The 24,075-nt window shown below is 71.6% G+C and carries 24 protein-coding genes and 1 tRNA gene; 3 read left to right on the plus strand and 22 right to left on the minus strand.

Annotated elements, in window-relative coordinates:
* Positions 1 to 32 precede the first annotated feature (32 nt).
* From ABZY44_RS10810 to ABZY44_RS10830, 5 genes are all read right to left on the minus strand, one after another.
* Positions 33 to 554, minus strand: a complete 522-nt coding sequence (locus ABZY44_RS10810) for a hypothetical protein (protein WP_356652128.1) — start codon at positions 552 to 554, stop codon at positions 33 to 35.
* Entirely contained in the window at positions 551 to 1,996 is a 1,446-nt protein-coding gene (locus ABZY44_RS10815; RefSeq protein ID WP_356652130.1) for a HAMP domain-containing sensor histidine kinase, read from the minus strand. Before ABZY44_RS10815 ends, ABZY44_RS10810 begins: the two co-directional genes overlap by 4 nt.
* A gap of 9 nt (positions 1,997 to 2,005) precedes the next feature.
* The gene (locus ABZY44_RS10820) at positions 2,006 to 2,689 is read right to left on the minus strand and encodes a response regulator transcription factor (RefSeq protein ID WP_356652132.1); all 684 of its coding nucleotides are present in this window, start codon (positions 2,687 to 2,689) and stop codon (positions 2,006 to 2,008) included.
* A 78-nt stretch (positions 2,690 to 2,767) separates the two neighbouring features.
* Positions 2,768 to 4,432 carry a murein biosynthesis integral membrane protein MurJ gene (murJ, locus tag ABZY44_RS10825; protein ID WP_356652209.1) on the minus strand — a complete coding sequence of 555 codons (1,665 nt, stop codon included), beginning with the start codon at positions 4,430 to 4,432 and terminating at the stop codon, positions 2,768 to 2,770.
* Between the two features lie 104 nt (positions 4,433 to 4,536).
* The gene (locus ABZY44_RS10830) at positions 4,537 to 5,646 is read right to left on the minus strand and encodes a peptidoglycan bridge formation glycyltransferase FemA/FemB family protein (protein WP_356652134.1); all 1,110 of its coding nucleotides are present in this window, start codon (positions 5,644 to 5,646) and stop codon (positions 4,537 to 4,539) included.
* 459 nt (positions 5,647 to 6,105) lie between these two features.
* Between ABZY44_RS10830 and ABZY44_RS10835 the strand changes: the two genes are divergently transcribed.
* Together ABZY44_RS10835 and ABZY44_RS10840 are read left to right on the plus strand one after the other, a co-directional pair.
* A complete protein-coding gene (locus ABZY44_RS10835; RefSeq protein WP_356652136.1) occupies positions 6,106 to 7,278 on the plus strand; it encodes an Ig-like domain-containing protein in 1,173 nt (390 codons plus the stop codon).
* 145 nt (positions 7,279 to 7,423) lie between these two features.
* The gene (locus ABZY44_RS10840; RefSeq protein WP_356652138.1) at positions 7,424 to 9,046 is read left to right on the plus strand and encodes a CocE/NonD family hydrolase; all 1,623 of its coding nucleotides are present in this window, start codon (positions 7,424 to 7,426) and stop codon (positions 9,044 to 9,046) included.
* 54 nt (positions 9,047 to 9,100) lie between these two features.
* Here ABZY44_RS10840 and ABZY44_RS10845 read toward each other — a convergent pair whose 3' ends face one another.
* The 13 genes from ABZY44_RS10845 to ABZY44_RS10905 all read right to left on the minus strand — a co-directional run bounded on the left by ABZY44_RS10845 (position 9,101) and on the right by ABZY44_RS10905 (position 19,217).
* Positions 9,101 to 9,982, minus strand: coding sequence for an amino acid ABC transporter permease (locus ABZY44_RS10845; protein ID WP_356652140.1), 882 nt, complete (start codon positions 9,980 to 9,982; stop codon positions 9,101 to 9,103).
* Entirely contained in the window at positions 9,979 to 10,623 is a 645-nt protein-coding gene (locus ABZY44_RS10850; protein ID WP_356652142.1) for an amino acid ABC transporter permease, read from the minus strand. The genes ABZY44_RS10845 and ABZY44_RS10850 overlap by 4 nt, the downstream gene beginning before the upstream one ends.
* 17 nt (positions 10,624 to 10,640) lie before the next feature.
* The gene (locus ABZY44_RS10855) at positions 10,641 to 11,561 is read right to left on the minus strand and encodes a glutamate ABC transporter substrate-binding protein (protein ID WP_356652144.1); all 921 of its coding nucleotides are present in this window, start codon (positions 11,559 to 11,561) and stop codon (positions 10,641 to 10,643) included.
* Between the two features lie 11 nt (positions 11,562 to 11,572).
* Entirely contained in the window at positions 11,573 to 12,316 is a 744-nt protein-coding gene (locus tag ABZY44_RS10860; RefSeq protein WP_356652146.1) for an amino acid ABC transporter ATP-binding protein, read from the minus strand.
* Between the two features lie 105 nt (positions 12,317 to 12,421).
* Complete coding sequence (locus ABZY44_RS10865) at positions 12,422 to 12,865, minus strand: DUF6278 family protein (RefSeq protein WP_356652148.1); 444 nt, start codon at positions 12,863 to 12,865, stop codon at positions 12,422 to 12,424.
* 71 nt (positions 12,866 to 12,936) lie between these two features.
* Positions 12,937 to 13,716 carry an exodeoxyribonuclease III gene (locus ABZY44_RS10870; protein WP_356652150.1) on the minus strand — a complete coding sequence of 260 codons (780 nt, stop codon included), beginning with the start codon at positions 13,714 to 13,716 and terminating at the stop codon, positions 12,937 to 12,939.
* 30 nt (positions 13,717 to 13,746) lie between these two features.
* Positions 13,747 to 14,379 (minus strand): MBL fold metallo-hydrolase, encoded by a 633-nt coding sequence (locus ABZY44_RS10875; protein WP_356652152.1) that lies wholly within the window; start codon positions 14,377 to 14,379, stop codon positions 13,747 to 13,749.
* Between the two features lie 43 nt (positions 14,380 to 14,422).
* Positions 14,423 to 14,497 (minus strand) — tRNA-Trp (locus ABZY44_RS10880).
* Positions 14,498 to 14,521: 24 nt separating this feature from the next.
* On the minus strand, positions 14,522 to 15,112 hold the full coding sequence (locus ABZY44_RS10885) for a hypothetical protein (protein ID WP_356652154.1): 591 nt from the start codon (positions 15,110 to 15,112) through the stop codon (positions 14,522 to 14,524).
* Positions 15,109 to 16,269 carry an ROK family glucokinase gene (locus ABZY44_RS10890; RefSeq protein WP_356652156.1) on the minus strand — a complete coding sequence of 387 codons (1,161 nt, stop codon included), beginning with the start codon at positions 16,267 to 16,269 and terminating at the stop codon, positions 15,109 to 15,111. The genes ABZY44_RS10885 and ABZY44_RS10890 overlap by 4 nt, the downstream gene beginning before the upstream one ends.
* A gap of 16 nt (positions 16,270 to 16,285) precedes the next feature.
* On the minus strand, positions 16,286 to 17,143 hold the full coding sequence (locus ABZY44_RS10895; protein WP_356652158.1) for an ATP-binding cassette domain-containing protein: 858 nt from the start codon (positions 17,141 to 17,143) through the stop codon (positions 16,286 to 16,288).
* A gap of 2 nt (positions 17,144 to 17,145) precedes the next feature.
* Positions 17,146 to 18,210: an ABC transporter permease gene (locus tag ABZY44_RS10900; protein WP_356652160.1), complete on the minus strand. Its 1,065-nt coding sequence runs from the start codon at positions 18,208 to 18,210 to the stop codon at positions 17,146 to 17,148.
* Positions 18,207 to 19,217, minus strand: a complete 1,011-nt coding sequence (locus ABZY44_RS10905; protein WP_356652162.1) for a sugar ABC transporter substrate-binding protein — start codon at positions 19,215 to 19,217, stop codon at positions 18,207 to 18,209. The genes ABZY44_RS10900 and ABZY44_RS10905 overlap by 4 nt, the downstream gene beginning before the upstream one ends.
* A gap of 169 nt (positions 19,218 to 19,386) precedes the next feature.
* Between ABZY44_RS10905 and ABZY44_RS10910 the strand changes: the two genes are divergently transcribed.
* On the plus strand, positions 19,387 to 20,391 hold the full coding sequence (locus ABZY44_RS10910) for a Gfo/Idh/MocA family oxidoreductase (protein ID WP_356652164.1): 1,005 nt from the start codon (positions 19,387 to 19,389) through the stop codon (positions 20,389 to 20,391).
* Between the two features lie 95 nt (positions 20,392 to 20,486).
* Here the strand turns inward: ABZY44_RS10910 and ABZY44_RS10915 are convergent, their stop codons facing one another.
* The 4 genes from ABZY44_RS10915 to alc form a co-directional block, all read right to left on the minus strand.
* The gene (locus ABZY44_RS10915; protein ID WP_356652166.1) at positions 20,487 to 21,413 is read right to left on the minus strand and encodes a DMT family transporter; all 927 of its coding nucleotides are present in this window, start codon (positions 21,411 to 21,413) and stop codon (positions 20,487 to 20,489) included.
* A 177-nt stretch (positions 21,414 to 21,590) separates the two neighbouring features.
* Positions 21,591 to 22,208, minus strand: coding sequence for a dihydrofolate reductase family protein (locus ABZY44_RS10920; RefSeq protein WP_356652168.1), 618 nt, complete (start codon positions 22,206 to 22,208; stop codon positions 21,591 to 21,593).
* A gap of 85 nt (positions 22,209 to 22,293) precedes the next feature.
* A complete protein-coding gene (locus ABZY44_RS10925) occupies positions 22,294 to 22,755 on the minus strand; it encodes a pyridoxamine 5'-phosphate oxidase family protein (protein WP_356652170.1) in 462 nt (153 codons plus the stop codon).
* Positions 22,756 to 22,956: 201 nt separating this feature from the next.
* A complete protein-coding gene (alc, locus tag ABZY44_RS10930; protein ID WP_356652172.1) occupies positions 22,957 to 24,075 on the minus strand; it encodes an allantoicase in 1,119 nt (372 codons plus the stop codon).

Genomic DNA, 24,075 nt, shown 5'->3' on the forward strand with positions numbered 1-24,075 from the left:
GGCCCGGACCGCAAGGGGGCCGCGCGGTGCCCTCAGCTCCCGGCCTCGCAGGCGGTCTGTTCCTCCTTGCCGTCGGTGCCGGCGAGGAGGATCCGCGGAGCGGGGTCGATGTGCGCGGTCGCCCGGGCCGTGCACGCCAGCTGGCGGCGGGCGAGGCCGGACAGCGGTTCGACCGGGAACGGCAGGACGACCTTGAGGCTCTTGCCGTTGTCCTGGGCCGTGATGCCCGTCGCGACGTACTCCTTGGTGTCCGGCACCGGGATCTCCGTGGTCAGGCCCGCGTCCCGCGCGGTGGTGCCCGGTCCGGCCAGCAGCATCCTGAGCACGACGCTGGGCGTCAGCCTGACCTGGTCGGAGACCGTGACCGGGACGAGTCCGCCGTCGGGCGAGACGAAGTACAGCAGGTCCGGATACGGCAGGGTGGCGAGGCTCACGGTGCCGGCGCTGCCGCTCTCGACCACCCCCGTGGTGGCGATGCTGCCGCAGCCGGTGGCGAGCAGGACCGGACCGGTCAGCGCGGCCGCCACGGCCAGGGCCCTGCGGACGGGGGTCATACCTGGGCCTCCAGCGGCATGTCGAGGACGAAGAGCGCTCCGCCCGCGGGGCCGTTGGCCGCGTGCAGGGTGCCGCCGTGCAGGCGGACGTTCTCCTGGGTGATGGCCAGGCCCAGGCCGCTGCCCGTGGAGCGGGTGCGGGCCGCGTCGGCCTTGAAGAACCGGTCGAAGATGTGCGGCAGCACCTCGGGGGCTATGCCGGGCCCGCTGTCGGCTACCTCGATCAGGAGCCGGTCGCCCTCGGGTCCGGACGCGGTACGGACGCTGACGCCGACCGGGGCTCCGCCGTGTTTGAGGGCGTTGCCGACGAGGTTGGCGAGGACCACGTCGAAGCGGCGGGGGTCGAGGCGTGCGCGGACGTCCGGCGGCAGGTCGGTGCGGACCCGGCCGTCGGTCCAGTGGCGGCGTTCCAGCGTCTTCGTGACCGCCTCGGCCACGTCCACGTCGTCGAGGTTGAGCTCGGCGGCGCGGGCGTCGAAGCGGGATATCTCCATGAGGTCCTCGACGAGCACGGCGAGCTTGCCGGTCTCGGCGCTGACGAGGCGCAGCGCCTTGGCGGTGTCGGGGTCGAGGTCCTCGGCGCCCTCGTCCAGGACCTCGGTGACGGCGAGCATCCCGGCGAGCGGGGTGCGCAGTTCGTGCGAGACGTCGGCGGCGAAGCGGCGGGCGCGGGCCTCGGCGTCGCGGAGCTCGCTGACCGACTGTTCGAGGGCGCGGGCCGTCTCGTTGAAGGTGCGGGCGAGCCCGGCGAGTTCGTCGGCGCCGCGGACCTCGATGCGGGTGTCGAGCCGGCCGCGCCCCAGACGCTGGGCGGCCTTGCGCATGTCCCGTACGGGCCGCAGGACGCTGCGCGCCGCGAGCAGGGCGGGAATGACGGCGATCGCCAGGCCCGGGACGGCGCCCTGTTTGGCGGCGTCGACCATGGCGTCCACGGTGGTCTGCTCGGTGTCCAGGGACACCACGGCGTAGAAGACGGCGCCGGTGGCCTCGCGGCCGCCGTTGTGCTTGAAGACGGCCGGCATGCCGACGACGAGGTAGAGGTTGCCGAGGCGGTCCCTCGTGCGCTCGAAGGCCCCGTGGGGGTTGGCGCTCACCTGGCGGCGGATCCGTTCGCTGATGACGGTGGACGTGGTCGCGCCCTGGTTGGAGGAGGCGCGCAGCTTTCCGTACTCGCCGTACACCGTCCAGGGGTGCGGCTGGCCGCGTTTGCCCAGCTCGCCGACGAGGCGCTGGAGTTCCTGCTGCGGCATGGGCAGCTGGGTGGTCTGGGCCTCGACCAGGTCGCGCAGGGTGCTGACGGCGGTGTCCTGACTCTGCTTGAGGATCGCGTTGCGGGCCTGCTGGTAGGTGAGCGCGGCCGTGGTCCCCGCGCAGAGGGCGGCCACCAGGAGGAAGGCGGCGATCAGCCGGGTGCGCAGGCCGAGCGGTGCGAAACGTCTCACCCGGCGCGCCTACAGCGGGCCGAAGCGGTAGCCGAAGCCGCGCACGGTCTGGATGTAGCGGGGGGCCGCCTCGGGGTCCTCGACCTTGTGGCGCAGGCGCCGTACGCAGGCGTCCACCAGGCGGGCGTCGGCGTGGTAGCTGTGGTCCCACACGTACTCGAGGAGCTGCTGGCGGGAGAAGACCTGCTCGGGCGAGGCCGACAGGTGCAGCAGGAGCTTGATCTCGCTGGGGGCGAGGGGGACGCGCTCGCCGTTCTTGGCGACGGTGAGGCCCGCGCGGTCGACGGCCAGTTCGCCGTGGAACTCCACGCCCGGGCGCCCGCCGGCGGGCTCGCTGAGGCGGCGCAGTACGGCCTTGATGCGGGCTTCGATGACCTCGGTGCGGGCGGGTTTGACGATGTAGTCGTCGGCGCCGGCTTCCAGACCGACGACTATGTCGAAGTCGTCTCCGCGCGCGGTGAGCATGATGATCGGCACCTGGCTGGTCTCGCGGATGCGGCGGCAGACCTGGACGCCGTTGATGCCGGGCAGCATGAGGTCGAGCAGGACGAGTTCGGGGTGGAAGCTCGCCATGAGGAGCAGGCCGGCCTCGCCGGTCTCGGCGGCGCTCACGTCATGGCCCCTGCGGCGCAGGCCCAGGCCCACGCCCTCCCGTATGGAAGGGTCGTCCTCGATCAGCAGTACGCGTGGCATCGGGTCAGTATTCCAGGGTCCTCGATCGTTGCCCTCCCCGCTCTCGGCCGAGGGCGGCGAGCGGGGCCGGCCGGGGCGCTAGCGGCCGCGGACTGCGCTGAGCTTGCGGCGCGCGGAGTCGAGCAGGTCGGTGATCTCCGTCAGCCGCAGCGGCCTCGCGAGGAGGACGACGACGAGAACGACCGCCGCGGTTCCCGCCGCCACCGCCGCGAAGTTCCCGGAGCGGTCGACGGCGCGCGCGGCGCCGTACCCGGCGGCCGCCGCGGGGGCGCAGGCCATCAGCAGCCGGAGGTGGGTCCGTACGGCGGTGTTCCGGCGTTCGGTACGGGTGCCCGCGCGCGGGCCGAGCCGGCGGGCGAGGACGTACGCGGTGCCGGCGGCGCCCGCGGTGAAGGCGATCGAGCAGGCCGCGGCCATGCCCGTGACGGCCCATCGGGGCGGCAGCAGGAGGTACGCGGCGGCGGAGAGCCCGGCGTTGAGGGCCGCGATGACGAGGTTGAGGAAGAAGGGGGTCCGGGTGTCGGACAGGGCGTAGAAGCCGCGGGAGAGCACGTACTGCGCGGAGTAGGCGACCAGGCCGGGCGCGAAGGCCGCGAGCATGCCGGCCATGACGGCCACGTCGGCCGCGCCCGTGCGCCCGTACTCGAAGACGCTGCCGATCACCCACGGCGCGAGGGCCGCGAAGACCGCGGCGGCCGGGACGACGAGGGCGGCGCTGGAACGCAGCGCGTAGGAGACGTCCCGGCGCACCCCGGCGAGGTCTCCGTCGGTGGCGGCGGCGCTCATCCGGGGCATCAGGGCCGTGACGAGGGACACGGTGACGATGCCCTGCGGGACCATCCACAGCAGGTAGGCGTTGCTGTAGGCGGTGTAGCCCGCGCCGCCGGCGAGGCCCGCTTCGACGGCGTGGCGGCCGGTGGTGGTGGAGAGCCGGGTCACGACCCAGTAGGCGAGCTGGTTGGTCAGGACGAGCATGACGAGCCAGCCCGCGTTGCGCAGCGGACGGGCGAGGCCGCTGCCGCGCCAGTCGAAGCGGGGGCGCCAGCGGAAGCGGGCGGCGCGCAGCGAGGGGACCAGGCCGAGGGCCTGGACGACGATGCCGGCGGTGGTGCCGATGCCCAGCAGCCGGGTCTCGGCGGCGCTGAGGCCGTCGGCGCTCCCGTGACCGCCGTGGGAGAGGTACAGGAAGAGTCCGAAGACGGCGATGACGACGAGGTTGTTGAGGACCGGGGTCCACATCATCGCGCCGAACCGGCCGCGGGCGCCCAGTACCTGCCCGAGCAGGGTGAACAGCCCGTAGAAGAGGATCTGCGGGAGGCAGTACCGGGCCAGGGCGACGGTGGTGGACTCCTGGCCGCCGCTGTATCCGGTGTACGCCGAGACGATCAGCGGGGCCGCCAGCACGGCGGCGGCGGTGAGGACGAGCAGCGCGGCCGTGCAGACGGTGAGCAGCCGGTCGGTGTACGCGGCGCCGCCGTCCTCGTGCTCCTTGGCGGCGCGGACCAGCTCGGGGACGAAGACCGCGTTGAGGGCGCCGCCGATGAGCAGGACGTACAGGATGTTCGGGACGGTGTTGGCGACCGCGTAGCCGTCGCCGAGGAGTTCGGTGCCGAGGGCGGCGACGATGACGGCGGAGCGGACGAAACCGGTGGCGCGGGAGACGATCGAGCCGGCCGCCATGAGCGCGCCGCTGCGCAGCACCGAGGTCTTCCCCGGTGCCGCGTGGCCGGTGCCGGCGGTCACGGCGCCGGCGGTCCCGGTGGCGGGGGCGGTCCCGGTGGCGGGGGCGGACTCGGGGTCCGTGCCCGCGTCCGGGCCGGCGCCGGAGGCACGGGTGGCGGCGACGGTCACCGGTGGGCCATGTACGCCTGGAACGCCCTGTAGAGGGCCGCGTTGACGCGTCCGTCCATCGAGATCTCCCACTCACCGAGGGTTTCGACGACCTGTCCGCCGGTGCCGAGCTTCCAGCGCAGCAGTCCGAAGGAGCGGTCGTCGGGGTCGAGGGTGGAGGGTACCCCGCGCATGTCGTACACGTCCGCTCCGAGCGCATGTGCGTCACACAGCATGCGCCACTGCAGGGCGTTGCTGGGGCGGACCTCGCGGCGGTGGTCGGCCGAGGCGCCGGTCTGGTACCAGACCCGGCCGCCGGCCACGATCATGGTGTGCGCGGCGAGGATCTCACCCTGGTGGACACCCAGGTAGAGCCGCATGCGGCCCGGGTCTTCGGCGTTCAGGGCCTCGTACTGCCGCTGGTAGTACGCGAGCGAGCGGCCGAGGGCGAAGCCGTCGCGTTCCTCGGTGACGTGCAGCAGCCGGTAGAACTCGGGCAGGTCCGCGGCGGTGCCGACGACCGTTTCGACGCCGGCCTTGCGGGCCTTGCGCACGTTGCGCCGCCACTCCTGGTTCAGTCCCGACCACAGGTCGTCGACGGAGCGTCCGGCCAGCGGGACGCGGAAGACGTGGCGCGGCTGGGCGTCGCCGTCGTCCTCGCCACCGCAGCGCTTCCAGCCGCGGGTGCGCAGCCGGTCGGCGAGCGCGGCGCCGACGGGGTCGACCTCGGTGGCGAGCACGTCGGACATCTGCCGGCCGGGGCCCGCGTGGGCCTTGACGGTGGCGGCGTCCCAGCGCCGGTAGGCGGGGGTGGGGCCGATGCGGACCGCGAAGGCCCCGGACTTCCTCAGGTGGTCCTTGAGGGGGGTGAGCCAGCGGTCCACGTCCGGGGCCGCCCAGTCCGCGACGGGCCCCTCGGGAAGGTACGCGAAGTATTTCCGGGTTCCCGGGAATTGACGGTAGAGAACGAGACCGGCACCCTGCATTTCCCCGCCGGGGTAGTGCCATCCGACCCTTTCCGAGTGCCAAAGGTCCTTTACCCGGGCCCAGGACGGGTACTGCAGAAAACTCGCCCGGCCGTGCCGGGAAAGGAATCCCTGATATTCCTGGACGGACAGGGAGCGCACGGTGAGCGCCCGCCTCTCGCGCGGGCCCGCGGGCCGGCCCTCACGCCCTCCCTCACGCTGTTCCCGGCTCCGGTCCGTCGCCCGGCCCCTCACACGGTCCCCCACCTGGTCCTGCCGCTGGGCCTGGCGCCGCTCCGGGCGTGGGGGCTGCTGCTGGAGCTGCAGTCGAGCGGGGTTCACGAGCAGTGCGCACACGGCTGACCGGCCTTCCTGTACGTCCCCATAGGGCTGTGCACAGGACTCTCACAGGTGTCCATGACGGGATGGCGCGGCGATTGTGACCGCACGATGACCATCCTGCTGCGGTGTACGTCACAACCCGGATTCCTGATCTTTTCCCCATCCCGGGCAACCTAGAGTCGTGCCGTCCGCATCTCTTTTTGCGACGATCATTACTTCGGAGGGGTTTCGTTGAGCCGCACACGCCGGGTCATTCGGGTACGCAGTCGCCATGCCGCGATGGCGGGCGCCGCATTGCTGGCCGCCGCGCTGACCGCCTGCGGCGGTGGTGACGGCGGCGGCGCCGCGGGCGCCTCGGCCGCGTCGGACATGAAGCAGAAGCCGGACATGGCGGTCTCGGTGAACCTCACCGGCGACCAGGTCAAGGCCGGCGAGCCGGTGAGCGTGACGATCGCCGACGGCAAGCTCGCCTCGGTGAAGGTGACGGACGCCAAGGGCGGGGAGCTGGCCGGAAAGATATCCGCCGACGGCAAGACCTGGACGTCGGAGCGCAACGCCTCCGCGGGCGCCGAGTACAAGGTCGAGGCGCAGAACACCGAGAGTCAGAGCGCGACGACCACGTTCAAGACGACGGCCGCCGACAAGGTGAACAAGGTCGCGATCAACATCTCCAAGGGCAGCACCGTGGGTGTGGGCCTGCCGGTCTCGATCGTCTTCGACAACCCCGTGAAGAACAGGGCCGAGGTCGAGAAGCAGCTGAAGGTCACCACCTCGAACGACACCGAGGGTTCCTGGGGCTGGATCAAGGACTACTCGGGCAAGGACCGGGTGGACTGGCGGCCCAAGGAGTACTGGAAGTCCGGCACCGACGTGAAGGTCCAGATGGACCTGAACGGCGTCGACTCCGGCCCCGGCGGCGGGATGTTCGTCAAGGACTACAACACCGAGTTCAAGATCGGCAAGGACCGCCGGATGCACGTGGACCTCGACACGAAGAAGATGTCGGTCTCCGAGAACGGCCAGAACGTCGACACCATCCCGGTCTCGGCCGGTACCCCCGGGGGCCAGAAGGCCTCCTGGAGCGGGAAGATGGTGCTGATGATGAAGGAGGGCACGATCCGGATGAACTCCGAGACCGTGGGCCTCGGCGACGCCTACGACAAGGACGTCGACTCCTCGATCCGGCTGACCTGGTCGGGCATGTACGTGCACGCCGCCCCGTGGAACAGCGCCCATTTCGGCCGCGCCAACGTCAGTTCGGGCTGCGTCGGCATGAGCGACGCCAACGCCGGGAGGTTCTTCGCGCAGTCCCAGGTCGGCGACCCCTTCGAGGTGACCGGTGACGGTTCGAAGGGCAACGCGGACGTCGGCAACGGCTACGGCGAGTGGAACCTGTCGTGGGAGAAGTGGCAGTCCATGAGCGCGCTGGCCGGAACCCCGCAGGGCGGCTGACCCGCCGCCTCCTGCCGGACCGAGCCGTACTGAACAAAATTCAATCGTTACCACCGCGTAACTTACCCATGGGTTACTTCCGGTAAGCCCCTCCCGTTACCGTCGGGTCACTTTCACGACACCCGGCGCACGCGAGGAGCGAGCGATGGTCCGCACCATCCGCACCACCAGCACTGCGGCTGCCCTGGCAGCCGTACTGGCGGCAGCCGCCCTGGGCCTGTCCCCCCATCAGGCCCAGGCGGCGCCCGCCACCCCCTCCACCACCCCGTCCGCCACCCCGTCCGCCGCCGTCTCCGACGCCTCTTCGGAACTGCGCTTCTACGACATCCCCGGCTCCGGCGGCATCACCCTCAAGGGCAACGTCTTCACCCCGGCGGGCGCCAGGGCAGGCGCGAAGTACCCGCTGATCGTGCTCCCCACCAGCTGGGGCCTGCCGCAGATCGAATACGTCGCCCAGGCCAAGAAGCTCGCCGACTCCGGTTACGTGGTGGTCAGTTACACCTCCCGCGGCTTCTGGCTCTCGGGCGGCGAGATCGAGACCGCCGGTCCGGCCGACACCGCCGACGTCTCCGCCGTCATCGACTGGGCGCTCGCGACCACCCCCGCGGACGCCGAGCACATCGGCCTGGGCGGGGTCTCCTACGGCGCCGGCATCAGCCTGCTCGCCTCCGCGCGCGATCCGCGCGTCAAGGCGGTGGTCGCGCTCAGCGGCTGGGCCGACCTCATCGAGTCCATCTACTCCGGCCGCACCCAGCACCTCCAGGCGGCCGGACTGCTCGGCGCCGCCGGCTACCTCACCGGCCGCCCCGGCCCCGAACTCCAGCAGATCCTCGGCGACTTCCTCGGCTCGAAGCTCGACAGGGAACCGCAGATGATCGAGTGGGGCAAGAAGCGCTCCGCCGTCGAGCAGCTCGACCGGATCAACGCGAACGGCGCCGCGATCATGCTCGGCAATGCCTGGGGCGACACCGTCTTCCCGCCCAACCAGTACGCCGCCTTCTTCGAGAAGCTGACCGGCCCCAAGCGCCTGGAGTTCCGCCCCGGCGACCACGCCACCGCCGAGGGCACGGGCCTCCTCGGCCTGCCCAACGACACCTGGACCAACGCCCACCGGTGGTTCGACCGCTACCTCAAGGGCGAGCGCAACGGCGTGGACACCGAGGCCCCCGTCCAGATCAAGTCCCGCAGCAACAGCGGCTACGAGGGCTACGCCGACTGGAAGTCGGTCGGCTCCGGGGGCACCGAGAAGCTGATGCTCGCCGACAGCGAGCACCTCTTCACGGGTGTCGACTCCGGCGCCGACGGCGGGATCGTCCTCCTGTCCAGCGTCCTCGACCAGTTCGCCCAGGCACCCCCGATCGCCTCGATCCCGCTGCTCCCCCGCGCCTTCGCCGCCGTCTGGCAGTCGCCGCGCCACGACGAGGAGCGGCGCGTGCGCGGCACGGTCAGGCTGCACACCACGCTCACGCCCACGAAGTCGGACGGCACCTTCGTCGCGTACCTCTACGACGTCGGCCCGCTCGGCATCGGCAAGCTGGTCACCAACGCCCCGTACACCTTCCACGGCAGGCCCGCGGGCCAGTCGTTCGGCGTGGACCTCGACCTCTTCTCCACCGCCTACGACGTCCCCGCCGGCCACCGCCTGGCGGTGGTGGTCGACACCGTCGACCCGCTGTACATCGAGCACAACCCGACCGGCGCGCAGCTGACCTTCTCCTCGCCCCGCACCGATCCCAGTTACGTCTCGGTACCGCTGCGCGAGCAGTGATCCACGGCTGACCGCCGGGCCGGGTGTGACTCTCGGGGGCTCTCGCCCAGGGGATCAGACCCGGCCGTCCAGCACCGATCCCGGCTCGGCCGGGGGGATCCGCACCGCGTCGGTCTTGGGGCTGCGCCGCTCGCGCCGGGCGACCCAGGTGGCGAACCAGGACAGCAGCATGCACATCCCGATGTAGATCGGCGAGATGATCATCACCACGGGGATGAACGGCAGGTCGTAGTCGAGGTTGGAGGCGATCAGCTTGCCCGCGTGCAGGAACTCCTCGTAGGTGATCAGGAAGCCGAGCGAGGTGTCCTTCAGGGCTACCACCAGCTGGCTGATGATCGCGGGCAGCATCGCCCGCACCGCCTGCGGGGCCAGTACGTACGACATCACCTGGGTCTTGCGCATGCCCAGCGCGTACGCGGCCTCGCGCTGGCCCCGCTCCACCGCGTCGACGCCCGTACGGAAGACCTCGGCCAGCACCGAGCCGTTGTAGAGGGTCAGTCCGGCGACCAGCGCGGGCAGCGGCTGGACCTTGAGCGCGACGAAGATGAAGAAGATCATCACCAGCACGGGCATGGCCCGGAAGAACTCCACGCACAGGGTGCACAGCCAGCGCACCGGCCGGTGCCGCGAGAGCCGGCCCGTGGCGAGCACGGCGCCGAGCAGGAGCGAGAGCACCGAGGCATAGGCGAAGGCCTTGAGGGTGTTCCCCAGCCCCCTGAGCAGCAGTTTCTGGATGCCCTCGTACGTGAACGGACTCCACTTGGCGGCGGTGAACTGGTCGGTGTCGAAGAGCAGGTAGAGCAGCCATCCGAGCAGCCCGAGGATGATCACCGTCGAGGCGGCCCCGTAGAGGAGGTGGCGGCGCCGGGCCCGCGGTCCGGGCAGGTCGTAGAGGGCGGTGGACTCCAGGTCCCCGTGGAGCGCGTGCGCGGTCATCGGGCGACTCCCAGGCGCTTCTCCAGCACGTGGAAGAGCGCGCTGATGGACAGGGTGATGATCAGATAGCCGACCGCGATCCAGACGAAGGTCCAGATGATGTTGTAGCCCAGCTCGTTGAGGGTCTTGTACGTGCCCAGGAGCTCGGTGACGCTGAAGGCCCCGGCGATCGCGGAGTTCTTGGCGAGCGCGATCAGCGTGGAGCCGATGGGCGGGATGACGGAGCGGAAGGCCTGCGGGAGCACGACGGTGCCCAGGGTCTGCCCGAAGGACATGCCGAGACTGCGGGCCGCCTCGCCCTGGCCCTTGGGGACGGTGTTGATGCCGGAGCGCAGGACCTCGCAGATGAAGGCGGAGGTGTAGCAGCCCAGCGCGAGGACGGCGAAGACCTGGAACGGCAGGACGATGCCGAAGCGCGGCAGGCCGAGCAGGACGGCGAAGAAGAGCAGGGTGAGCGGGGTGTTGCGCAGGATGGTCACCCACACGGTTCCGAAGACCCGGAAGGAGCCGACGGGGGCGACGCGGAAGGCGGCCATCAGGAAGCCGAGGACCAGGGCGAGGAGCGAGGCGTAGACCGTGAGCTCGACGGTGCCGAGGAACCCCTGCCAGTAGATCGAGAAGTTGTCGGTGAGTACGTCCATGGCGGTGTGCTCTCCCTTCAGCTCGCCGGGTAGCGGTCGATGGCGGGCGGTTTCGGGGCGGGCGCGCCGGACAGCCCGAGGGTGGCCTCGTAGGCCTTCTTCCAGTTGCCGTCCTTCTCGTTGGCGGCGAGGGCGTCGTCGAGGGCGAAGCGCAGGGCGTTGTCGGAGCGCGGGACCCCGATGCCGTAGGGCTCCTCCGAGAAGGGCTTGCCCACCACCTTGAGCTCCTCGGGGACCTTGGCCGCGTAGCCGAGCAGGATGGAGTCGTCCGTGGAGACGGCGTCGACCTGGTAGGTGAGCAGGTTGTCCACGCAGACCGAGTACGTGTCGTAGGCGACGAGCACGGCGCGGGGGAACTCCTTCTGGAGCCGCTGGTACGGGGTGGAGCCGGCGGCCGAGCAGACCTTCTTGCCGGCGAGGTCCTCGGGGCCCTTGATCCGCGTCTCGTCCTTGCGCACGAGCAGCGACTGGCCCGCGAGGTAGTAGGGGCCGGCGAAGCCGACCTGCTTCTTGCGGTTGGCGTTGATCGTGTAGGTGCCGACGTAGTAGTCGATCTGGCCGTTCTGCAGGGCCGTCTCGCGGTTGGCGGAGGCGATCGTCTTGAACTCGACGGTCTTGGGGTCGAAGCCGAGCGAGGCGGCCATCATCTTGGCGATCTCGATGTCGAAGCCGGAGTAGCGGCCGCTCGCGGGGTCCTTCTCCCCCATGTACGGCTGGTCCTCCTTGGCGCCGACGACGAGATGGCCGCGCCGCTTGGCCTTCTCCCAGGTCGGGGAGGCGGGCAGCTGGAAGCCGGTCGCGACCCGGTACACCGGCAGGTCCTCGGGCTGCGGCCCCTTGACCGGAGGGCTGCCGGACTTGCCGCAGCCGGCGACCGCTGCCAGGAGCGCGAGGGCCAGCGCCCAGGTGGCCGGGGACGAGGCGCGCAGATGTCTCATCGGGCCGCCCCTCAGTGCTTGAGGATCTTGGAGAGGAAGTCCTTGGCCCGGTCGCTCTCGGGGGCGGTGAAGAAGGCCTCCGGGGTCCGGTCCTCGACGATCCTTCCGTCGGCCATGAACACGACGCGGTTGGCGGCGGAGCGGGCGAAGCCCATCTCGTGGGTCACCACGACCATCGTCATGCCCTCGGCGGCGAGCTGCTGCATGACCTCCAGCACCTCGTTGATCATCTCGGGGTCGAGCGCGGAGGTGGGCTCGTCGAAGAGCAGGGCCTTGGGGCTCATGGCGAGCGCGCGGGCGATGGCCACGCGCTGCTGCTGGCCTCCGGAGAGCTGGGCCGGGAACTTCTGGGCCTGGTTCGCGAGGCCGACCCGTTCCAGCAGCTCCCGGGAGCGCTTGTCGGCCTCGTCCTTCTTGCGCCTGCGCACCTTGACCTGGGCGAGCGAGACGTTGGCGAGGACCGTCTTGTGCGCGAAGAGGTTGAAGGACTGGAACACCATGCCCACGTCCGCGCGGAGCGCGGCGAGCTCCTTGCCCTCGGCCGGCAGCGGCTTCCCGTCGAGCGTGATCGTGCCCGACTCGATGGTCTCCAGCCGGTTGATCGCGCGGCACAGGGTGGACTTCCCGGAGCCGGAGGGGCCGATGACCACCACCACCTCCCCGCGGCCGACGGTGAGGTTGATGTCCTGGAGGACGTGCAGTTGTCCGAAGTGCTTGTTGACGTCCCGCAGCTCGATCAACGGATCGACGGCCATACGCTGCCCTGCCCACTTGTCGGTGTCGAGGTCAGCGCAAACTATCCAGCCGGGGAAGGGCACTTCGCCTCGACACGCCTAAACGGTACATAAAGGCCCGCGAGGTCAGCCTTCCGAGGCTTCGGCGTACGCCTGGCTGAGCTCGGGGGAACCGGTCATCGCCCAGGAGATGCCCGATTCGACCACGTTCAGCTCGCGGCCGGACGCCAGCCGGATCACGGGCTGGCCGTTGGGCCACACCTGCCAGCCGGCGCCCGGGATGGTCCGGATGATCACGGTCCCGAGGTAGAATCCCGCGTCGTTGCCCAGCCACGGGGTGATCTCCGGATCCCGGCGCCAGCGCGGCATCAGCTGGTCGAGCTCCTCCAACGAGCCCGGGCTCTCGTCGAGTTCGAGCGCGGCCGACCGGGCGTGCGCGCGCAGCATCTCGCATTCCGCGAACATCTCGTTGACGCCCTCGGAATCCTCCACGAGGACAGCGGCAAGTCTTCCCGCACCCGGTTCCGTATCGTGCCGGCTGCGCCAGTTGGCCAGGAAGGGGATGTTCATTGCCCCAGCCTGACACCAGGATCCCCGGCGGGCGACAGGGCGCGCCTGCACTGTGACAGATCGAGAGCTCTCTACAGCTTGAGGTCGACGACCACCGGCGCGTGGTCGGAGGCGCCCTTGCCCTTGCGCTCCTCGCGGTCCACGTAGGCGTCGGTGACCGCCTCGGCGAACGCCGCGTTCCCGTAGACCAGGTCGATGCGCATGCCCCGGTTCTTCGGGAACGCGAGCATCCGGTAGTCCCAGAAGGTGTACGGCCGGTCGTACTTGAGGGGGCGCGGGACGACGTCGGAGAGCCCGACGGCCCGCAGCGCCTCCAGGGCGGCCCGCTCCGCGGGGGTGACGTGGGTGGCGCCCTCGAAGACGGACGGGTCGTAGACGTCCTCGTCGGTGGGGGCCACGTTGAAGTCGCCGAGCACCGCGAACGGGCGCTCCCCCGCCGCGTCCCCGGCGACGGCCGCGGCCAGGGCGCGGAACCAGTCCAGCTTGTAGCCGTAGTGGTCGTGCGCGACCTCGCGGCCGTTGGGCACGTACACCGACCAGACGCGCACCCCGCCGCAGGTGGCGGAGATGGCGCGGGGTTCCTGGACGCCCTCGTAGTCGGGGCCCTCGGACAGGCCGAGGACCACGTCCTCCAGGCCCACCTTGGAGATCAGGGCCACGCCGTTCCACCGGCCGGTGGCGTTGACGGCCGCCTCGTAGCCCAGCTCGCGCAGCTCGGCGTGCGGGAACTGCTCGGCGGAGCACTTGGTCTCCTGGATGCACACGACGTCGGTGCCGGAGCTCTCCAGCCAGGCCAGCAGACGCGGCATCCGGGCGGTGATCGAGTTGACGTTGTAGGTGGCGATACGCATGCGCCCCAACCTACCGCCCGGCACCGACAGTCACAGGTCGACGGTGTCCCCGGCGGTGAGTCGTGTGTGCGGGGAGCCCGCGAGCGCCTCCAGGACGGCGTCGTAGACCGGCCGGGCGAGGTCCGCGAGGTAGGCGTCGTGGATGTCGACGGCCACGCGGGGCCTGACCGCGCGGACGTAGTCGACGACCTCGCCGATCTTGTTCCAGGGCGCGTGGACCGGGAGCATCAGGGTGTCGACGGGAGCGCCGGGCACCGTCAGCGCGTCCCCGGGGTGGAAGAGCGACCCCTCCACGAGGTAGCCGACGTTCGTGACGCGCGGCAGGTCCGGGTGGATCTCGGCGTGCAGCTCGCCGTGGACCTGGACGTCGAATCCGGCGGCGCTGAAGGTGTCGCCGTGGCCGACGGTGTGGACGCGCCCCGGATAGGCCGGGGCCAGCTTCTCGGCGACGCTGCGCAGGGTCCACAGCCGGGCGGCGGGGTTGGCGTCGAGGGCGGCGCGCAGCCGGCCCTCCTCGAAGTGGTCGGGGTGCTCGTGGGTGACGAGCAGGACGTCCGCGCCGAGGCCCGCGTCCGGTTCGCTGAACGCGCCCGGGTCGATGACGAGCGTGTGCCCGTCCTTCTCCAGCTGGACGCAGGAGTGCAGCCGCTTGGTGAGCTTCATGATCCAAGGCTAGCGCCGGCGCCCCCGTGACACGGCGGGAAGGCGGAACCGGCCGGATTCGAACCGGCGTCCTCGCGATGTTGGAGACCGCGCGCGACGACCTCTGCGCTACGGCTCCGCCCCCGCCCGCACCCTACGCCGCCTACGGCACGGCCGTGGAGACCACGTACACCTTGGGATGCGTCGGCTTGGTCAGGTCCACGGTGATGTCCCGGGTCGGCCGCGGGTCCGGGGCGTCGAGGGTGACCCCGTACCAGTCGTGCTCGGGGCTCCAGCTCCAGCCCGCGACCCTGGCGTCCTCCGGGGAGATGGAGACCCCCGGGGTCAGCGCGTCGCGGCCGGTGCCGGCATCGGCCAGGAACTCGTCGAGCTGCTTCGGGGTGACCGCGAACTGCGTGTACAGGCGGCTGGTGTGCCAGTTGTTGGTCTCCAGGTACCCGACCCGCGAGGCCAGCATCGGGATCGGGACCTCGTAGACGCTGCGCTGCACCTTGGAGGGCCAGGCCGTGCGCACCTTGGCGGCGCCGACCTTGGAGGCCTTGTCGCGGCCGCTCTGGCGGCTCTGCTGCGCGGAGACGGCGAGGTAGCCCGCGGGGACGCCGACCAGCAGCAGGATGATGATCGCGGTGATCCAGCGGCGCCGGACCACGTGCTTGCGGTCCTCGGCGGGGGTCGGCGCGCCGGCACCTTCGTCGGGTGACGGGGCCTGGCGGGGCAGAGTCGGCGGTGTCACTGCTTGTCCTGGTCCTCGGGGCCGGTGGCGTCGCGCCGGCCGAACTGCGCGTAGCGCTCGTACCGCTCGACGCGCCGGCGCGTGGCGCGGCGGAAGCGCCGGGCGACGAGCCGGGAGAGGTCCGCGGCGCCCACCATGCCGGCCTCGGGGCCGAGCTGCGCCTTGGCGATGCGGGCCTCCGGGCGGTAGCCGCGTCCCGTGAGGTGGCGGCGGAAGGCGTCGCGGGCGGGGCCGATCAGCAGGTCGTCGGCCGCGCTGACGCCTCCGCCGATGACGAAGCAGGAGGGGTCCAGGGCGGCGGCGAGGTTGGCGATGCCGACGCCGAGCCACTGGCCGATGTCCTGGAGGAGCTCGACGCACATGGCGTCGCCCTCGCGGGCCAGCTCGGTGATGAGCGGCCCGGTGATCTCCTGGACGTTGCCGCCGACCCGGGCGATGAGGTTGTGCGCGACCGGGGAGTCGGCAGCGGCGAGCTCGCGCGCCTCGCGGACGAGGGCGTTGCCGGAGCTGTACTGCTCCCAGCAGCCGCGGTTGCCGCAGGGGCAGCGGTGTCCGCCGGGGACCACCTGCATGTGGCCGAACTCGCCGGCGACCCCGTAGCGGCCGCGTTTGACCTGGCCGCCTTCGAGGATGGCCCCGCCGATGCCGGTGCCGAGCGTGATCATGACCAGGTGGTCCTCGCCGCGTCCGGCGCCGAAGCGCCATTCGGCCCAGGCGGCGGTGTTGGCGTCGTTGTCGACCATGACCGGGACGGCGAGCCGGGACTGGAGGGCGTCGCGCAGCGGTTCGTCGCGCCAGGCGAGGTGCGGGGCGAACAGGACCCGGGAGCGGTCGGCGTCGACCCAGCCGGCCGCGCCGATGCCCACCGCGTGCACGTCGTGCCGGTCGGAGAGGTCGAGGACCAGCTCGACGATGGTGTCCTCGACGACCTTGGGGCTCTTGGACTTGTCGGGGGTCTCGGCCCGGATCTTCTCCAGGATGACCCCGTCGGCGTCGACCACGCCGGCCATCACCTTGGTGCCGCCGATGTCGATGCCGACGGTCGGGACGCGCGGCGCGGTCAGGTGCGACCTGCGCTCCCGGGTCCCGATGGTCCGCAGGACGGTGCCTCGCGCCGCCCCCCGGTGGGCGAGCGTGAAGTCCCGGTACGTGCTCATCGAGTCCTGTCGTCCCTCATGGTGCGGTGGTGCCCGCAGTGGGGCCGGAAGCGCTGTCGGGTCCTGATTCTGCCACTCGCTCCAGTTCGTGGCTCAGTTCGTCGAGCTCGGACCCGCCCGCCATCTGCCGCGTGAGCTCGTCCAGCGTGATCGAGTCGCGGGTGTGGCTGCCGGCCATGGTGCCGCGCTTGAGCAGCACGAACCGGTCCCCGACCAGGTAGGCGTGGTGCGGGTTGTGGGTGATCAGGACGACTCCGAGGCCCGCGTCGCGGGCGGCGGCGACGTACTTGAGGACCACGCCGGACTGCTTGACGCCGAGGGCGGCCGTCGGCTCGTCCAGTACGAGGACCTTCGCGCCGAAGTGCACGGCGCGGGCGATGGCCACGCACTGGCGTTCGCCGCCGGACAGGGTGCCGATGGGCTGGTCCACGTCGCGCAGGTCGATGCCCATGCGCAGGAGCTCGGCGCGGGTGGTGGCGCGCATGAGGTCCACGTCGAGGCGGCGCAAGGGGCCGCGCCCCTTGGTGGGCTCGGAGCCGAGGAAGAAGTTCCGCCAGACGGGCATGAGCGGGACGACCGCGAGGTCCTGGTAGACGGTGGCGATGCCGTGGTCGAGGGCGGCGCGCGGGTTGGCGAGCACGGTCGGTTCGCCCTCGATCTCGAAGGTGCCGGCGTCGTGCCGGTGCAGCCCCGCGATGATCTTGATGAGGGTGGACTTGCCAGCGCCGTTGTCGCCCAGGACGCAGGTGATCTCGCCGGCCGAGACCTCCAGGGAGACGCCCTGGAGGGCGCGGATGTTGCCGTAGTACTTGCTGACGCCGGTCAGCTTCACCAGGGCGCCCGCCCCGGCCCCGGTCTCCTCGGTCCCTGTCATGGTCACTTCGCCTCCGCCCGCTTGCGGACCCATGCGTTGAGCAGCGTGGCCAGCAGCAGCATCGCGCCCAGGAAGAACTTGAACCAGTCCGGGTTCCACTGCGCGTACACGATGCCGTTGCTGGTCATGCCGAAGATGAAGGCGCCCACGGCGGAGCCGATGGCCGAGCCGTAGCCGCCGGTCATCAGACAGCCGCCGATGACGGCCGCGATGATGTACAGGAACTCGTTGCCGACGCCCTCGCCCGACTGGACCACGTCGAACGAGAAGAGGATGTGCTGTCCGGAGATCCAGGCGCACAGCGCGACGCCCATGTACAGGCCGATACGGGTCTTCACGACGGGGACGCCGGTCGCCCGGGCCGCGTCCGCCCCGCCGCCGACGGCGAAGATCCAGTTGCCGGCGCGGGTGCGCAGCAGGATCCAGGTGGCGACGGCGACCAGGGCCAGCCACCACAGGACGGTGACCTTGAGGGTGACCGCGCCGATGGTCCACTGCGAGGCGAAGAGGGCGCGGGCCGAGTCGAAGCCCTGCATGTCGGCGATGGTCTTGGTGGACACCGAGCCGCTGATCAGCTTGGTGAAGCCGAGGTTCATGCCGGTCAGCATCAGGAAGGTGCCGAGCGTGATGATGAAGCTCGGCAGTTTCGTACGGGTCAGCATGAACCCGTTGAAGAACCCGATCGCCAGGGTGAACAGCAGCGACACGAGGACGCCGACCCAGACGTTCGCGGTCATCTGGTAGCTGAACATCGAGCTGCACAGCGCCGAGCTGGTGACCATGACGCCGGCGGACAGGTCGAACTCGCCGCCGATCATGAGCAGGGCCACCGGGACGGCCATGATGCCGATGGTGGAGGCCGAGTACAGGATCGTGCTCAGGCTCGAGGCCTGGAGGAAGCTGTCGGCGGCGAAGGAGAAGAAGACGAAGACGGCGGCCGCTCCGACGACCGCGCCCAGTTCGGGGCGGCCGAGCAGGCGGCGCAGCAGCGAGGTGTGCGCGAGCCGCTCGTCCAGGGCGGCCGGGCCGGCCGGCGCGGGGGCCGGAGCCGGGGCGGGGAGCTTCATCGGCTGCCCCGCTTGATGAACTCCTCCAGCTTGGCGGCCTCGGCGGCCGTGACGATCTGCGGCCCGGTGAGCACCGGGCGGCCGCCGCCGAGCACGTCGGCGTTGTAGCGGTAGAGCCAGAGCAGGTCGACCGCCTCGTAGCCCTGGAGGTACGGCTGCTGGTCGACGGCGAACCCGAGGGCGCCGGACTTCAGGTCGCGGGCAACGGACTCGTTCAGGTCGAAGGTGTCGACCTCGGCCTTGCTGCCCGCCGCGTCCTTCGCCTTGACGGCGGTGGGGGCGAAGGGCGCCCCGAGGGTGAGGATCGCGTCGATGGAGGGATCGGCCTGCAGCTTGGCCTGGAGGGCGGCCTGGACGGACGGCATGTTGGTGCCCTCCACGTACAGGTTCTCCAGGGTGCCGCCGAAGGTCTTCTTCGCTCCGGCGCAGCGCTGTTCGTGGCCGACGTTGCCCTGCTCGTGCAGGACGCAGACGGCCTTCTTCCTGCCGCGCCCGGTCAGCTCGGTGCCGACCGCCTCGCCGGCGATCTCCTCGTCCTGGCCGATGTGGGTGAGCGCCCCGTACGCGGCGGACTGGGCGGATCCGGAGTTGACCGTGATCACCGGGATGCCCGCCTTGACGGCCTTGGCGAGGACGTCCTTGAGGGCCTCGGGCTTGGCGAGCGAGACGATCAGCCCGTCGACCTTCTGGTCGATGGCGTTCTGGACGAACTGCGCCTGCTGCTGGGCCTGGTCGTCGTGCGCGTAGACGAAGTTGATGTTGTCCTTCGCCGCGGCCTCCTTGGCGCCCTTCTGCACGATGTCCCAGAAGGTGTCGCCATCGCCCGCGTGGGTGACCATCGCGACGGTCCAGCGCGGGGTGGACACGGCGGGCCGGCCCGCGGCCTCGGCCTTCGCCCGATCCTCGGCGCGCTTGCCGCCCGTACTGCTGCAGCCCACGAGGGAGGCACCCAGTACCGCCGCGAGCAACGCGCCCGTGACGCGCACCCCTGTCCGAACCCTAGCCACGTCTGCCGTGCCTTTCGCTTGTCCTGCCGCCGCTGTCGTGCCGCCGCTGTTCCACAGCCGCCCAGTATCCGTCACAGTGCACCACGCAAGGTCATCGGGGCCATGTCGGACCCAATGGGACACAGCCGGGCAGATTGACAGCTCCCCCGGACGGGGTCAGGTTGAGTGCATGCGCATCGGGCTCATCGGAACGGGCCGGATCGGTTCGTTCCACGCGGCAGCGCTGGCCCGCAGGCCGGACGCGGGCTCGCTGCTGCTCGCCGACGCCGAGCCCGGACGGGCCGCCCGGCTCGCCGAGCGGCTCGGGGCCACGGCCGCGCCCGGCGTCGACCAGGTCTTCAGCTGGGGCGTGGACGCGCTGGTCGTGACCTGCTCCACCGAGGGACACGCGGAGCTCGTCGTACGCGCGGTCCGCGGCGGACTGCCCGTGTTCTGCGAGAAGCCGCTCGCCCCGGACCTCCAGCGCGGCCTGGCGGTGCTGCGCGAGGTGGCGGCGGTCGGCGGGGTGCTCCAGGTGGGCTTCATGCGCCGGTTCGACGCGGGCTACGGCACGGCGCGCGAGCTGGTCCGCTCGGGCGCGCTGGGCCGGCTGCACACCGTACGCACCGTGACCGCCGATCCGGCGCCGCCGAGCGCCGCGTACCTGGCGACCTCGGGCGGGCTGTACCGGGACTGCCTCGTGCACGACTTCGACGCGGTCCGCTGGGTGACCGGGCACGAGGTGCGCGAGGTGTACGCGACCGGGTCGGACGCCGGGCCGCCCCGCTTCCGGGAGACGGGCGACGTGGACACCGCCGCGGCCGTCCTCACCCTGGACGACGGAACGCTGGTCACGTGCAGCGGCACGCGGTGCAACGGCGCCGGGTACGACGTGCGGATGGAGGTGTCCGGGGAGCTGGACCAGATCTCCACCGGGCTGGACGACCGTACGCCGATCGCCTCGGCCGAGCCGCACGGCCCGCCGCCGGCGACCAAGCCGTGGCCGGGGTTCCTGGAGCGGTTCGCCCCCGCCTACGAGGCGGAGCTGGCGGCCTTCGTCCGGCTGGTGCGCGGCGAGGGCCCCAACGCGTGCGACGGCCGCGAGGCGCTCGCGGCGTTCCGGGTCGCGGAGGCGTGCGAGCGCTCGCGGCGCGAGCGGCGCCCGGTCCTGATGGAGGAGCTCCCGGACCTGTGAGCCGCCCGGCGGCCCCGTGCTGAGGTCCAGATCTGGCATGTGGTCACCCTAGACCGGGAGTTGACCTTGGGGCCGAGCTGGTTTCGGCCAATCGGTCAGGCTGCGGCGCGCCGGCCCCAGGCGGTGCCGGCGAGTACCAGGACCACGCCCGCGAGTCCGGCCGGCCCGAGGTGCTCGCCGCCGATGGCCATGCCCGCGGCGGCCGCCCACAGGGGTTCGGTGCCGAGCAGCAGGCTGACGCGGGAGGGCGAGGTGCGGCGCACGGCCCACATCTGCGCGAAGAAGGCGAAGAGGGTGCAGAAGACGGAGAGGAAGGCCAGTCCGGCCCACTGCGCGGCCCCGAACCCGGCGGCGGCCGCCCAGGGACTCGCGCCCGTGCCGGGCAGGACGGCCAGTACGGCGAACACGGCGACGGCGCTGCCGAGCTGCACGGTGGTGAGGGAGAGCGAGTCGGCCTCCTGCACGGCCTCGATCCGGGCCATGAGCAGCACGTGCAGGGTCCGGGCGAGCGCGGCGCCGAGGATGAGCAGGTCACCGGCGCTCGGCGTGGTGAAGCCGGCCCCCTGGGTCAGCAGCACGACGCCGCCGACGGAGACGGCCGCGGCGCCCAGGAAGGCCGCCGAGGGGGCCCTGCGCCGGACGGCGGCCTCGGCGAGCGGGGTGAAGATCATGGTCAGGCTGATGATCAGCCCGGCGTTGGTGGCGGAGGTGTGGACGACCCCGTAGGTCTCCAGCAGGAAGATCCCGCCGAGTACGAGGCCCAGCACCCCGGCGCCGCGCAGCTGGGCGGGGGTCAGCGCGCGCAGCCGCGCCCACCCGGCGACGACGAGCACGGGCAGCACCAGCGCGAAGCGCAGCACCAGTACCGCGATGACGGTGTGGGTGGTGGTGATCCCCTTGGCCGCGAGGTAGCTGCCGCCCCAGACGACGGCGACGAGCAGCACCGGCAGATCGGCGAGCCAGGCCCGGCGGGGGGCGGAGAGGGGCGCGGCAGTGACGGCGGGGGCGGGAGCAGTGGACACCAGGTCTCCAGCGACACGAGGCGGGTGAGGCGGGTGGAGACTTCGGCGGCTCGCACGGGGCGGGCCCACGCTACCCGAGCGGGATCGCCCGGTCGAGGGGTGTCCCGTCTCCGCCCCGCCCCTCGTTTCCCCTGCTCAGACGGTTCGGAAGGGAGGCAGAAGGTAGTCGGAAAGCAGTCAGAAGGTCCCGAAGGTGGCGCGGCCCGCCGGGCGGTAGGTGTGGATGGCCGTGCCGCTGCCGGTGGTGCGCGAGGCGAGGAGCTCGTACGCCGTGGGCAGCGCCCCGGTCGGGAACAGCCGGCGGCCGGCGCCGAGGAAGACCGGGAAGACCAGCAGGTTGAGCTCGTCGACCAGATCCCGGGCCAGCAGCCACTGGGCCAGCTGCCCACTGCCGTGCACCTGGAGCTCCTTGCCCTCCTCCAGTCCGTCCTCGACCCGGACGATCTCGCTCTGCAGGTGCTCCCCGTCGATCACGGTGGCGGGCCCCCAGGCGGGCTCCTTGAGCGTCGTCGAGGCCACGTACTTCGGCAGCCGGTTCAGCTTGCCCGCGATCGGATTGGCGGGGTCGTCGTGCTCAGGCCAGTACGCGGCGAAGATGTCGTAGGTCTTGCGCCCGAGCAGGAAGCCCCCGGCCCGCTCGAACACCCCGTCCATGAACTCCCCCATCCCCTCGTCGGCGAACGGCACCAGCCACCCCCCGTACTCGAACCCACCGCTCGGGTCCTCCTCGGGCCCCCCGGGCGCCTGCATCACGCCGTCGAGGCTCAGAAAGGTGGTCAGGGTCAGCTTCCCCATGGCTCCGCGCTCCTTGCTCGTCCGTCCTTACGAGGATCCAGACTCCCGCCCCGCCCCGAACTCGTCGCCGCGGCGCGCGGGAACCTCAGGGAAGCCAGCGGCCCCGCTGCATCAGGTCGCGGCCCGCGATCTCGTCGGCCTCGCGCCAGGCCTGGATCCAGACGGGGGTCACACGGAAGTACGGGTACGGCGTCTTGAGGCTGCTCGGGTCGAAGCCGGAGTGGGCCGCGAAGGCCTCGATCTCGGCGGGGGGCAGGTCCGCCGCCTCCAGGCGGGTCGCGGTGCCCTCCACCAGGACCACGTCGCGGGTCGCGCCGAAGGCCAGCCGGACGCGGCCGGTGGCGGCGAGGTTGCGGCCGGTGGGCAGGGTGCGGCCGGTCGACATCAGGAACGTCTCGCCGTCCCAGCGGAACGAGAGGGGCACGAGGCACGGGACGCCCTCGGCGTCCGCCGTCGCCACCCAGACGTCGACGTCGTTCTCGAACCGGGCCAATGTGTCCTCGCGGCGCTGCTGCGTGGTGCGCGGTGCGTCGGCAGTCGCCGTCATCGTCCGTCCCCCTGGGTGTCCGCAGTGGTCGGTCTCAGGCTAACCGGGGGGCGGATACACCGCGGGGGCGCACCCCGAGTGGCGCGCCCCTGCGGGCTGGTGAACGCGCCCGGAGGTGTCGGCCCCCGGCGCGGTCGGCGTGGTGCGGAAGCGGGTGGCGCAGCAGCCGCCCGGTTCCCGGTGGTACGGAGGCGGGTGGCGTCAGCCGCCCAGCTCCTGGTGACGGGCGGCGTGCGCGGCCGCGCCGGCCTCCGTCAGGGCGCCGTACAGGCGCAGGCGGGAGAAACCGCCGTCCGGGAAGATGTCGATGCGCACGTGCGTGCCGACCGCCGGGGTGTCGAGCACGAAGCGGTGGTTGGTGTCGGGCTGCAGGCGGGTGCGGGGCAGGAACTCCGCCCACTCGCCGTCCTCGCCGGTCTTGACGGAGAGGGAGGCCCAGCCGGCCGAGTTGCCCTTGAGGTACGCGGTGTCGATCTCGACGGCGCGGATCTCGGATTCGGCGACGAGCTGGTAGCGGATCCAGTCGTTGCCGTTGTCGCGGCGGCGGGCGGTCTCCCAGCCGTCGTCCATCTTGCGGGAGCGGCCCGGGTTGATGGTGTTGGTCGGCGGGGAGTAGAAGCGGTTGGACGCGTCCTGCACCGAGCCGCCGTTCTCCAGCGCGACCACGTCGAAGGAGCCGAGCGCGGCGAGCCACTTCGGGTCCGGGACGACCTCGCCGTACACGCGCAGGCGGGCGATGCCGCCGTCCGGGTGCTGGTTGACGCGCAGGTGCGTGAAGCGCTGCTCGGCGGTGACCTCGAAGCCGTTGGCCGCGTGGCCGCCGACCGCGGTGCGCGGGACGAGCACGGTCCACTTGACGCTCCCGTCGAGGAGCTCCTCCGGGGTCGGCGCGAGGGCGCCTTCCCAGTTGGTGCCCTCGATGGAGACGGCCTGCGGCATGTTGCCGCGGAAGTGGGCGGTGTCGACGACGATGCCGCGGATCACGCCGGGGGCGCCGAGGCGGACCAGGGCGTAGTCGTGGTCCTCGGGGGTCGGCCAGGGCTGGGTGGCGGAGACGCCACGGCGGCGGCGGGTCTCCCAGCCGTCCATGATCTTGCCCTTGTGGCCGAAGTGCTCGGGGTCGAAGTGCGCGGCCTCGGCGATGAGGAGGTTCTCGCGCTGGGCGAAGAACTCGTCGTTGGCGAACGTGACACCGGCGCCCAGTTCACGGGCGGCGAGGTTCGCGTACTGGGTGAACGGGAAGTCCGCGGTGCGGTAGTCCGCGTACGGGTCGCCGCCCGCGTACGGGTTCGCGTTACCGGTGAAGGAAGGAATCGGCAC

It is taken from the genome of Streptomyces sp. NPDC006544 (genome assembly GCF_040611715.1).
Taxonomy (GTDB): domain Bacteria; phylum Actinomycetota; class Actinomycetes; order Streptomycetales; family Streptomycetaceae; genus Streptomyces.